This window comes from Streptomyces shaanxiensis (assembly GCF_039537145.1).
Taxonomy (GTDB): domain Bacteria; phylum Actinomycetota; class Actinomycetes; order Streptomycetales; family Streptomycetaceae; genus Streptomyces; species Streptomyces shaanxiensis.
In genome coordinates this window covers 76,895-88,689 of record NZ_BAAAZY010000022.1, presented here as the reverse complement: position 1 = coordinate 88,689, position 11,795 = coordinate 76,895, and the positions used below count along the sequence as shown (strand labels likewise).

The 11,795-nt window shown below is 70.6% G+C and carries 9 protein-coding genes, 1 pseudogene and 1 riboswitch; all 10 genes and pseudogenes read left to right on the top strand.

What is annotated here, in order from left to right; all coding sequences use genetic code 11:
• Positions 1 to 12 precede the first annotated feature (12 nt).
• The 10 genes and pseudogenes from ABD932_RS33255 to ABD932_RS33210 all read left to right on the top strand — a co-directional run bounded on the left by ABD932_RS33255 (position 13) and on the right by ABD932_RS33210 (position 11,778).
• Positions 13 to 1,509: a serine/threonine-protein kinase gene (locus tag ABD932_RS33255; protein ID WP_345018817.1), complete on the top strand. Its 1,497-nt coding sequence runs from the start codon at positions 13 to 15 to the stop codon at positions 1,507 to 1,509.
• 102 nt (positions 1,510 to 1,611) lie between these two features.
• Positions 1,612 to 1,698, top strand: a pseudogene (locus tag ABD932_RS33250) (glycoside hydrolase domain-containing protein); the annotation flags it as partial.
• A gap of 180 nt (positions 1,699 to 1,878) precedes the next feature.
• Positions 1,879 to 2,523: a SurA N-terminal domain-containing protein gene (locus tag ABD932_RS33245; protein ID WP_345018522.1), complete on the top strand. Its 645-nt coding sequence runs from the start codon at positions 1,879 to 1,881 to the stop codon at positions 2,521 to 2,523.
• Positions 2,524 to 2,674: 151 nt separating this feature from the next.
• The gene (locus ABD932_RS33240) at positions 2,675 to 3,667 is read left to right on the top strand and encodes a nucleoside triphosphate pyrophosphohydrolase (protein ID WP_345018520.1); all 993 of its coding nucleotides are present in this window, start codon (positions 2,675 to 2,677) and stop codon (positions 3,665 to 3,667) included.
• A gap of 42 nt (positions 3,668 to 3,709) precedes the next feature.
• Positions 3,710 to 5,989 carry a tetratricopeptide repeat protein gene (locus ABD932_RS33235; RefSeq protein ID WP_345018518.1) on the top strand — a complete coding sequence of 760 codons (2,280 nt, stop codon included), beginning with the start codon at positions 3,710 to 3,712 and terminating at the stop codon, positions 5,987 to 5,989.
• Complete coding sequence (locus ABD932_RS33230) at positions 5,986 to 7,266, top strand: cytochrome P450 family protein (protein WP_345018516.1); 1,281 nt, start codon at positions 5,986 to 5,988, stop codon at positions 7,264 to 7,266. Before ABD932_RS33235 ends, ABD932_RS33230 begins: the two co-directional genes overlap by 4 nt.
• A 167-nt stretch (positions 7,267 to 7,433) precedes the next feature.
• On the top strand, positions 7,434 to 8,483 hold the full coding sequence (locus tag ABD932_RS33225; RefSeq protein WP_345018514.1) for a transglycosylase family protein: 1,050 nt from the start codon (positions 7,434 to 7,436) through the stop codon (positions 8,481 to 8,483).
• Between the two features lie 195 nt (positions 8,484 to 8,678).
• Positions 8,679 to 8,871, top strand: a riboswitch (cyclic di-AMP (ydaO/yuaA leader).
• A 4-nt stretch (positions 8,872 to 8,875) separates the two neighbouring features.
• A complete protein-coding gene (locus ABD932_RS33220; RefSeq protein WP_345018512.1) occupies positions 8,876 to 9,565 on the top strand; it encodes a transglycosylase family protein in 690 nt (229 codons plus the stop codon).
• 322 nt (positions 9,566 to 9,887) lie between these two features.
• On the top strand, positions 9,888 to 11,177 hold the full coding sequence (gene eno / locus ABD932_RS33215; protein ID WP_345018510.1) for a phosphopyruvate hydratase: 1,290 nt from the start codon (positions 9,888 to 9,890) through the stop codon (positions 11,175 to 11,177).
• Between the two features lie 124 nt (positions 11,178 to 11,301).
• Positions 11,302 to 11,778 (top strand): FtsB family cell division protein, encoded by a 477-nt coding sequence (locus ABD932_RS33210; RefSeq protein ID WP_345018508.1) that lies wholly within the window; start codon positions 11,302 to 11,304, stop codon positions 11,776 to 11,778.
• Positions 11,779 to 11,795 lie beyond the last annotated feature (17 nt).

The following is an 11,795-nucleotide window of genomic DNA, read 5'->3' as shown; positions in this document are numbered from 1 at the left end:
GGCCGCTATGAACTGTCCACGCTCATCGGCCAGGGCGGCATGGGGCAGGTCTGGACGGCGTACGACCAACGGCTCGACCGGCGCGTGGCGGTGAAGCTGCTGCGACCCGACAAGGTGGCCGGGCAGGAGGCGGACGAGCTGCGCCGCCGGTTCGTGCGCGAGTGCCGGGTGACCGCGCAGGTCGACCACCCCGGCCTGGTCACCGTGCACGACGCGGGCAGCGAGGGCGAGGAGTTGTTCCTCGTCATGCAATACGTCGACGGCGCCGACCTCGCCGACCACCTCGCCGAGCACGACCCGTACCCCTGGCAGTGGGCGGTCGCGGTCGCCGCGCAACTGTGCGCCGTACTGAGCGCCGTGCACGCCGTGCCGATCGTCCACCGCGACCTCAAGCCGCGCAACGTGATGGTGAAGCAGGACGGCACGGTCACCGTGCTCGACCTCGGTGTCGCCTCTGTCATGGACGCCGACACCACCCGCCTCACCCACACCGGCACCCCCATCGGCTCGCCCGCCTACATGGCCCCCGAGCAGGCGATGGGCGGCGCGGTCGGCCCCTACACCGACCTGTACGCACTCGGCGTGCTCCTGCACGAACTCCTCAGCGGCGACGTGCCGTTCTCCGGCTCGACGGCACTCGGCGTGCTGCACCGGCACCTGTACGAGCCGCCGCTGCCCGTGCGCCGTATCCGCCCCGAGGTTCCCGAGGCACTCGAGGCCCTGGTCCTGCGCCTGCTCGCGAAGGACCCGCAGCACCGGCCCGCCTCCGCACAGGAGGTGTACGAGCACCTGGCCCTGCTGCTGCCCGCGCGCGGGACGCCCACCGGAGCGCCCCTCGACCCCACCCGCCCGTTCCTGCGCCCGCACGCCCCCTGGCCGGACCGCGCCCGCACCCCCGCGCCCCAGCCCGCCCCGGTCGCGCCCGTCCCCGAGAAGGCCGAGAAACCGGACGTCGCACGCGCCGTCGACGAGGTCAAACGCCTCCTCGGCGAGGGCCGTATCACCCAGGCCGTCGACATCCTCGGCGCGATCCTGCCCGCCGCCGCCGAACAGCACGGCGAGCACTCCCCGGTCGTACGCACCCTGCGCAAGCAGTACGCGGCCACGCTCATGGACGACGGCCAGTACCGGCGCGCGCTGCCCGAACTGCGCCGCCTCGCCGACGAACGCGCCGCCGAGGCCGGCCAGGCCGACCCGCAGTCCCTGCGGTTCCGCTATGACGCCGCCCAGTGCCTGGAACAGCTCGGCGAACCGGCGGCGGCGCTCGCCGAGTACCGCGCGCTGCTGCCGTACTACGAGAACCAGTACGTCTCCGGCGGCGACACCGAACTCGCCCACGACGTCCGCCGCCGCATCGGCCACCTCCTGCTCGCCCTCGGCGACCGCCCCGCCGCCCACGACACCCTGGCCCGCCTGCTGCTCGACGTGGAACGCCTGCACGGACCGGGCCACCCGCTGGCGGGGGAGGTGCGGCGGACGCTGCACTGGCTGGGGCAGATGCGCGGCTAGGTCTTGTCGTGGGTTGACGGATCCTTGTGGCTCCCACGGGTCCGCGTTTCCCGAACACAGGCCGGCATCGCCGTGCAGACCTCCATGGCCGCCACCACTTCTATGGTCACCAGCAAGGAGACGCGCGGCGGCTACACGATCACCGTCGACCGCGACGCGTCGGACGCGCCGGTGGCCATCACCGGCTGAGCGGTTCCGAGCAGGCCGGACGGTCCGAGTGGGCCGGCCGGGGGTGCTTCGGCGGGCTTCGGTGCCCGAAGTCCTGGTGAATCGTTGGTCGAATGGGTTGGCCAGAGCTTGCCCACTGCCTACCATCGATCACCGCAAGACTTTGTGCACCGTCGCACAAGCTCTCCTCGGGAGGTCTCCTTGCACCGCCGCCGTCGCACCGCGCTCCTCCTCTCCGCCGCGATCGCCGCGGCGCCTGTCCTCACCGCCTGCGGAAACGACGCGCATCCCGGCGCCGCGGCCGTCGTCGGCGGCCAGCGGATCACCGTCGCGCAGCTGGAGAACAGGGTGGGCGAGGTACGCGCGGCACAGCGCGCGGCCGTACCGGACGAGAGCCAGTACGCGCAGGTCATCGCCAAGTCCGGCACCCTCCCGCGCGACGTGCTGCACACCTTGGTCCTCGACCGGGTGCTGCACCGCGCCGCCCAGGACGCGGGCGTGACCGTCACCCGCAAGGAGATCCAGGGCATGCGTGGCGACCTGGAGGAGCAGGTCGGCGGCGCCAAGGCGCTGGAGGCGGCCTGGCTCCAGCAGTACGGCATCCCCCCGCAGCGCCTCGACGAGAACCTCCGCCTCCAGCTCGAGGCCCAGAAACTCGCCACGTCACTCGGCACCGACACCGGCAAGCCCGCCTTCTGGAACGCCCTGTCCGACGCGTCCAAGAAGCTCGACATCGACCTCAACCCGCGCTACGGCACCTGGGACGTCCAGAAGAGCAGCCGGGCCGACGCGAAGACGCCGTGGGTGCGTGAGGTGACGGCGGCGGGGAGCCGGCCAACGGGGTGACGGCACGGGGGCTGTCCCCGGCCTGTGGACAACTGAGTGCCCTCGGAGCCCATGGACAACTCGGGGCGCATGGATAACTCGGAGCCCATGGATAACTCGGGGGCTGTGGATAACTCGGGGCGCCGTCGGCGACGTGGGTTACGTTCGGATCGTGAACGCAACCAGTCCCGAAGCCGCCGCCACCGGCCGCATCGTCCTGCTCACCACCAGCCACCGCGTCGCACCCGGCCTGCTGTCCTGGCCCGCGTGGCAGGCGCTGCACGGCGCCGACCGCGTACTGTGCGCGGACGGCGAGCATCCGCAGCTGCCGTATCTGCGTGAGGCCGGGATAACGGTCGACGAGGCCGCCCCGACCGCCGAGGAACTGATCGACGCATGCGCGGGCGGCCACACGGTCGTGGTCGTGGCCACGGGCGAGGGCGAGCCGACCCTGACCGACGGCCTGGCACGCCTCGCGGGCTCCGGACGCGTCAGCATGCCGGACCTGGAACTGCTCCCCGCCTCCTACGACCTGCCCGGCGCCCGCCTCCTCGACCTCGTCCAGGTCATGGACCGCATCCGCACCGAGTGCCCGTGGTCCTCCCAGCAGACCCACAAGGGGCTGGCGAAGTACGGCATCGAGGAGGCATACGAACTCGTCGAGGCGATCGAGGACGGCGATCGCGAGGAGCTGCGCGAGGAGCTGGGTGACGTCCTGTTGCAGGTCGTCTTCCACGCCCGTATCGCGGAGGAAGGCGGCGACGAGGACGGGGCGGCCCCCTTCTCCATCGACGACGTGGCCGGCGGCATCGTCACCAAGCTCATCCACCGCCACCCGCACGTCTTCGGCGACGAGACCGCGACGACCCCCGAGGAGGTCAAGGAGCACTGGCTGCGCACGAAGGCCGTCGAGAAGCAGCGGGAGTCCGTGACCGAGGGCATACCTCTGGGCCAGCCGGGCCTGGCGCTCGCGTCGAAGCTGGCGTCGCGGGTGCGCACGGCGGGACTGGAAGTACCGCTGCCGTCGGGGGAGGGCATCGGGTACGAGCTGCTCGCGATGGCGGTGCGGGCGGAGGCGGCGGGCGTGGATCCGGAGGCGGCGTTGCGGGTTGCCGCGCGGGCGTACCGGGATGCGGTGCGGGCTGCTGAAGGGGTGTCCTCTTAGTAGCGTTGGGGGAACGGGTGGGTGCGAGGGGTGGGGGCCGACTTGGCAACGGAGTTGGAGTGGCTCAGGGATGTGCTGCTGCGTGCGATCCGTGACTCGTCGGTCGCCGCCGAGCAGATTTCGGAGGTGCTGGCGCGGTCCGGCCTTCCCGGGCTCGTGGAAGCCTGGATCCTCCACCGGCCGGGGGAGGTGTCGGCCGGCGAGCGGCTCGCGTCGCTGGTGGTGCTGCGCACCACTCATCCGAAGGAGTTCGCCGACCTCTGGGCCATCGCGGCGATGTATGCCCCGGCGCGGCGGCCGACCGGCAGGACCTCCGGCGTAACGGCTCGTGGGTCTCGATCGGTCGCGGCGGGCGGAGACATCGGCGTCGCGGTGACCGGCGACGGCTCCACTCATGTCGCGGGCGATCACATCGACTTCCGCGACGCCACCTTCCACGACCCGGTGGTCGGCGTGCAGCACAACCACTACGGCACGGTCCCCGCTCCGGCGCAGTGGAGGCAGGTCGGTGAGGTGGGCCCGCGGGAGTTCGGCGTACGCCCCACCCGGCCCGTGCCAGGGCTGCCCGACGTGCCGCCGTACGTGCCGCGCGACTGCGACGAGGACCTGCGCGCCGAGCTGGCCGGCAACAGCCTGGTGCTGATCCTGGGCGAACCGTGCGCGGGCACGTCGTACACCGCGTGGAACGGTGTGCGTTCGCTGGAGGGCCACCGCCTGTACGCCCCGGCCGCCGGCGAGGACTTACGGCCTCTGGCCGCCGCGCTGCGGTCCAGCCCCGGCAAGTACGTCGTCTGGCTGGACGAGCTGACCGGCCACCTCGGCGCGCGCGGGCTGGACCCGTCGCTGCTGGGGAGCCTCAACGATCTCGGTGCTGTCGTGCTCGCCACGATGAGCCCCGCCGAGTACTACCGACGCCGCAAGGGGGCAGCCCCCGGCGACCTGGTCGTCGCCGCGGCCCGCAAGGTGGAGCTGGCGCGCGAATGGAGCGAGGCCGAGCTGGCGCGGCTGGCCGCGCTGGACGACCCGCGTGCGTACCCGGCGTACATGTGGAGCGGCCGGGAGGGGGTGGCCTCGTACTTCGCCGTCGGACACCACCTGTACGACGAATGGCGTCGAGTGGGCACCCAACTGGAGCACCCGCGCGGGCAGTTACTCGTCCGGGCCGCTGTCGATCTCGCCCGGTGCGGGGTCACGGGTGCGGTACCTGCCGAGCTGCTCAGGAGGGTCCAGGAGCAGTACCGGGCGGAGGACCGGGAGTCGTTCGAGGACGCCCTGGCCTGGGCGACGGCACCGATGTTCGGCGCGTCGGGGTTGCTCGTGGCGGGCGAGGAGGACGGCACCTGGCGGGCTTACGGGGCGCTGGTCACCGAGGCGCTGCGGTCGGACGACCTGGAGCCGGTGCCCGACGAGGTGTGGTGGACCCTGCTCGACGCCGCCCGGGACGAGGACGAGGACTGCAACCTCGACGGCGACGCCGTATATGACGCGGCCCGCACAGCGCTGCAACCCAGGATCGATGCGGGGGACCCGACGGTGGCGCTCGCCTTCGCGCTGCGCAGCGAGGGCGTCGAGCACGAGACGTGGCTGCGCCGGGCGGCGGACGCGGGGCACCCGGAGGGGGCGTGGGAGCTGGCTCAGCTTCTGCTGGACCGCGGGGATGCGGACGACGCCGTCCCCTATCTGGAAGTGGCCGCCAAGTCGGGGAACGGCGACGCCGCCACGGCGCTGGGGAAGCACTTGCGCGATCAGGCACAGTGGTGGCTGGAGAAAGCCGCCGGCGGAGGCAACCTGGAAGCCGAGCACCTGCTGGGGGATCTGTTCCTCGGCAGCGGGGATTACGAGGCGGCGCACTCCCACTACTCGGAGGCGGAGCTGCGCGGTTACGCGAAGGTCGCCCGCAGTATGGGCGCCTGGCTGCTTCTGGAGAACGCGGGCAAGGCGGCCGAGGTGTGGCTGGAGCGCGCCGTGGCCGCGGGAGACGCCAGTGCGGGTGGCCTCTTGAGCGACGCGCGACGCGGGCCGCAGACCGCCGGGGAAGCCGACACGTACTTCGACGACACCGGCCCCTACCCGCTGGACAGCACTCACCGCGGCGTCCTCCTGGAAAAGCAGGGCCAACTGGACGCGGCCCGGGAGAAGTACGAGAAGGGCTACGAGAAGGGCGACGCCTACGCCGCCTACCGCCTGGCAGCCCTCCTCGAGAAGCAGGAAAGAGCCGGCGACGCCAAGGCCTGGTACCGCAAGGCCGCCGACATGGGTCACTACGCCGCCCTGGGGGCCCTCGGCGAAATCCCCGACACGCCGGATACCGTCAAGGAGTGACCAACCAGCCCCACCCCCCGACCCCTACCCCCCAGGCCCCCGAACTCTTCACCTGGGAGTTCGCGACGGACCCCTACCCCGCCTACGCCTGGCTCCGCGAGCACGCCCCCGTGCACCGCACCCGCCTCCCCAGCGGCGTGGAGGCCTGGCTGGTCACCCGCTACGTCGACGCCAAGCAGGCCCTCGCCGACAGCCGTCTCTCCAAGAACCCGGCCCACCACGACGAACCCGCGCACGCCAAGGGCAAGACCGGTATCCCGGGAGAGCGCAAGGCCGAGTTGATGACGCACCTGCTCAACATCGACCCGCCGGACCACACCCGGCTCCGCCGACTCGTCTCCAAGGCCTTCACGCCCCGCAGGGTCGCCGAGTTCGCCCCACGCGTGCAGGAGCTCACCGACCAGCTCATCGACCGGTTCGCCGCCGAGGGGAGCGCCGATCTCATCCACGAGTTCGCCTTCCCGCTCCCCATCCACGCCATCTGCGACCTGCTCGGCGTCCCCCGCGAGGACCAGGACGACTTCCGGGACTGGGCGGGCATGATGATCCGCCACCAGGGCGGCCCCAGGGGCGGCGTCGCGCGGTCCGTGAAGAAGATGCGCGGCTATCTCGCCGACCTCATCCACCGCAAGCGCGAGGCACTCCCCGACGCCCCCACCCCCGGCGAGGACCTCATCTCCGGCCTCATCCGCGCCTCCGACCACGGTGAGCACCTCACCGAGAACGAGGCCGCCGCGATGGCCTTCATCCTGCTGTTCGCCGGCTTCGAGACGACCGTCAACCTCATCGGCAACGGCACCTACGCCCTGCTCACCCACCCCGAACAGCGCGCCCGGCTCCAGTCCTCCCTCGCCGCCCACGACACCGCCCTCCTCGAAACCGGCATCGAGGAACTCCTGCGCTACGACGGCCCCGTGGAGCTGGCCACCTGGCGTTTCGCCACCGAGGCGCTCACCATCGGCGGGCAGCACATCGCACCCGGCGACCCCGTCCTCGTCGTCCTGGCCGCCGCCGACCGGGACCCGGAGCGGTTCGCCGACCCCGACGTCCTCGACCTCGGCCGCCGCGACAACCAGCACCTCGGCTACGGCCACGGCATCCACTACTGCCTCGGCGCCCCACTCGCCCGCCTGGAGGGCCAGACCGCCCTCGCCACACTGCTCACCCGACTCCCGGATCTGGAACTCGCCGTCGACCCGGCCGAGTTGCGCTGGCGGGGCGGCCTCATCATGCGCGGACTGCGTACGCTTCCGGTGGAGTTCACCCCTGTTGGGTGAGTACGTCCACCGCCGCAAACGTGACACGCGCTCAAGTCTGTGATCTTCACGTGATCTGCGCGGCATTAACTTGTGACAAGTGATCGTCTGCCTATACGTTCACGGATCAACGACGGCGCCCAGGTTTCACGCGCCGCGGTCACCACTGTCTCGCGAAAGGTCCCCGCATGCTCTCCGGGAACGGTCGCCACCGACGCCCCCGTCAGGCTCCGGCTCTTCTCGTCGCGGCCGGAGTGACCGGCTCCGCCATCGCCATCCCGCTGCTCGGCGCCTCGGGCGCGAGCGCCGCCGAAGGTAACGTCTGGGACAAGGTGGCCGAGTGCGAGAGCGGCGGCTCCTGGAGCGCCGACGAAGGCAACGGGCGCTACGGCGGACTGCAGCTGACCCAGGACGACTGGGACGAGTACGGCGGCCTCGACTATGCCGCGAGCCCCGACCTGGCGAGCCGCTCCCAGCAGATCGCCGTGGCCCAGAACATCCTCGCGGACCAGGGCGTAGGCGCCTGGCGCACCTGTGGACTGCTCAGCGGGCTCACCGAGGAGTCCGGTTCGGTCGACCTGGACACCGGCGTCGAGGAGGACTCCCCGTCCGCCGTGTCGGGATCCTCCGGATTGCTTGATTCGGCTGGATTGTCCGGCTCGTCCGGATCGGCAGGATCATCCAACTCGTCGGGTTCGTCGCAGTCCGAGGGGGCGTCCGACGACTCCTCGACCGCCTCGAATTCCCCCGGCTCGTCGAGCGACTCCGCCGATGATTCGTCCGAATCGTCCAAGGATTCCTCCTCTTCGCCCTCTTCTTCCGGTACGACCGACAGCTCCGTCAAGTCCGGTACGTCATCCGACACAGAGGCCTCACAGTCGCCCGACGGTTCCCCGACAGGGACCCCCGAAGGCGACATTCGGGACAACTCGGAGCAGGGTGTGGGCTCCTGGGGCCTCGTCGACACCGGCGCCGCCGACGCGGTCGACGCCGCGGCCGGCTCCGGGCGCCATCGCGGTGCCACCGCCGACGAGAGCGAGACCGCCGACGGAGCCGTCAAGTCCCCCGGTCGCCACGCCTCGTACACCGTCCGCGCGGGCGACACTCTCGCCTCCATCGCCGACTCTCTTGACCTCGACGGCGGGTGGCGTGCGCTGTATCAGGCGAACAAGCAGGACATCGGTGCTGACGCGAACCACATCTTCCCCGGTCAGACCCTGGAAGTCCCTGCCGAATAGGGCGAAAAGCAGCGGGAGTTCACGTCCTGCTTCACACCTGAATGTCCGTTTTGGAAGTGCTGAGAGATAGATCTCAGAAGCCCTGATCGTCTTTGTCATTCCGCGAATCGCGTGTCTACGGTCGTGACCGCTCGTCACCACGAGCCCCGGCTGCCGCAACGCCGAATCCTGCCAGCGGCCGTACGGGAACAGTCGTCGCGTCAAGCGCCGTAGGCAGGAGCGGGGGACCCAAGGTTTGCGCCGGGTCCGGCAGTTGAGGCCCTTCGGGGCCGCACGGCCGGAGTCGGCTTGGGGTGAAGTCGCGCACTGGACACCATCGGTGCGCGGCCGGGCAACTCAACCGGCCCGAACCCGACAGCTCACCTCGCAGGCGTCGGTGAGGGGATCTCTCCATGCTGTTTTCCAGCAAGGGCAAGCACCGTCGTCCGTCCAAGGCCGCTCGCGCCATCGCCGTCGTCGGCGTCACCGGTGCCGCCGCCGTCGCCGCCCCGCTGATGGCCGCCGGCAGCGCCTCCGCCGCCACCGCCTCCGAGTGGGACGCCGTCGCCCAGTGCGAGTCGGGCGGCAACTGGTCGATCAACACCGGCAACGGCTACTACGGCGGTCTGCAGTTCTCCGCCTCCACCTGGGCCGCGTACGGCGGCACGCAGTTCGCCGCCACCGCCGACCAGGCCAGCAAGGACCAGCAGATCCAGATAGCCGAGAAGGTCCTCGCGGGCCAGGGCAAGGGTGCCTGGCCGCACTGCGGCACCGGCCTGTCGAGCGCCGCCTACTCCGGCTCCTCGTCGAGCGGTTCCTCGCAGAGCACCGAGACCACCACCCGCTCCAGCGAGCAGCAGTCGGCCTCCCGCTCCACCGAGCGCCCGGCCGCCAAGAAGTCGACCAAGACCGTCACCACCCCGACCGGCAAGAAGGTCAAGAAGGGTGACGGCGAGTACAAGGTCGCCAAGGGCGACACCCTCAGCACCATCGCCGCCGAGCACGACGTCAAGGGCGGCTGGGAGAAGCTGTTCAAGCTGAACAAGGACATCGTCGAGGACGCCGACCTGATCTACCCGGGTCAGCAGCTGCACCTGAAGTAACAGCGGGCAGGTAGCTGAACCACAGCGCCCTCACATACGTGGACCTCATAGTGAAGACCTCGTGAGGGTCACCCCCGTCCCCCACGGGCTCCCCGCTCCGGTGCGTGTTCCCCCGTACGCACCGGGGCGGGGTTTTCTTTTGCGCCCCGCGGTTGTGCATCGGTGTGTACCGTGGGTTTTTGTTCCGTTCGGAAACAATTCGCTCTCGGTTCTGTTCACGGAGCGGTCGACCGCTGGCCGATCGCCCGGAGCCGGTTAGGCTCATCTCGCAGCACCCACCGCGGTCTGCGTACCCGCGTCACATCCCAAGAAGGAGATGCTCGTGCCGTCCATCGACGTCGTCGTAGCCCGGGAAATCCTGGACTCCCGAGGCAACCCCACGGTCGAGGTCGAGGTTGGCCTCGACGACGGCAGCACGGGTCGTGCCGCCGTTCCGTCCGGCGCCTCGACGGGCGCCTTCGAGGCCATCGAGCTCCGCGACGGTGACCCCAACCGCTACCTGGGCAAGGGTGTCGAGAAGGCCGTCCTCGCCGTCATCGAGCAGATCGGCCCGGAGCTCGTCGGCTACGACGCCACCGAGCAGCGCCTGATCGACCAGGCCATGTTCGACCTGGACGCCACCGACAACAAGGGCTCCCTCGGCGCCAACGCCATCCTCGGCGTCTCCCTCGCCGTGGCCCACGCCGCCTCCGAGGCCTCCGACCTCCCCCTCTTCCGCTACCTGGGCGGCCCGAACGCGCACCTGCTGCCGGTGCCGATGATGAACATCCTGAACGGCGGCTCGCACGCCGACTCCAACGTGGACATCCAGGAGTTCATGATCGCCCCGATCGGCGCGGAGTCCTTCTCCGAGGCGCTGCGCTGGGGCACCGAGGTGTACCACACCCTCAAGAAGGTCCTGAAGAGCAAGGGCCTGGCCACCGGCCTCGGCGACGAGGGCGGCTTCGCCCCGAACCTCGGCTCCAACCGCGAGGCCCTCGACCTCATCCTCGAGGCGATCAAGGAGGCCGGTTACACCCCCGGCGAGCAGATCGCCCTGGCGCTCGACGTAGCCGCGTCCGAGTTCTACAAGGACGGCTCCTACACCTTCGAGGGCAAGTCCCGCTCCGCCGCCGAGATGACCGAGTACTACGCCGAGCTCGTCGAGGCGTACCCGCTCGTCTCCATCGAGGACCCGCTGTTCGAGGACGACTGGGAGGGCTGGAAGACCATCACCGCCAAGCTCGGTGACAAGGTCCAGCTCGTCGGCGACGACCTGTTCGTCACCAACCCCGAGCGCCTGGCCCGCGGCATCGACGAGAACGCCGCCAACGCGCTCCTGGTCAAGGTCAACCAGATCGGCTCCCTGACCGAGACCCTGGACGCCGTCGAGCTGGCCCAGCGCAGCGGCTTCAAGTGCATGATGTCCCACCGCTCCGGCGAGACCGAGGACGTCACCATCGCCGACCTGGCCGTCGCCACCAACTGCGGCCAGATCAAGACCGGCGCCCCGGCCCGCTCCGAGCGCGTCGCCAAGTACAACCAGCTGCTGCGCATCGAGGAGATCCTCGACGACGCGGCGGTGTACGCCGGCCGCTCCGCCTTCCCGCGGTTTCGCTCTGCGAACCACTGAGCACAGCAAGGGCTGACCCCGCTGACCCCACCTGGGTAAGGCTTAGCCAGTCATACGTACGTCCCCGTACTCGGTCCCGTACCGTGTGCGGGGACGTACGCATGTGAAACGGGAGGCGGGGAACATGGCCGTGAAGGACCGGGACCGGTTCTCCACCGCGACCAGGATCCGGTTGCTCGGCGAGCAGACGGCGGCCCGTGTCTACCGCTCCCAGACCAAGCGGCAGGCCCGGCGCTCCAGGCTCACCGGACGCGCCGCGCTGCTCGCGCTGGTCCTCTGCTCCATGGTCGTGGCGCTCGCCTACCCGATAAGGCAGTACGTCTCCCAGCGTGCCGAGATCGCGGACATGCGGCGGCAGAAGGAAGAGGCCGCCGAACGGGTCGAGGAACTGCGCGACACCAAGGCACGCTGGCAGGACGACGCGTACGCCGAGCAGGAGATCCGGCGGCGGCTGCACTATGTGATGCCGGGGGAGACCGGCTACATCGTGGTCGACCCGGACGCGGCCAGGCAGTCGCGGGCCGACGTGGCCGCGGCCGACCGCCCCTGGTACTCGAACATCTGGGACGGGATCGACAAGGCCGACGCCTCCGACCAGTGAGGCCGACCAGTGACCCC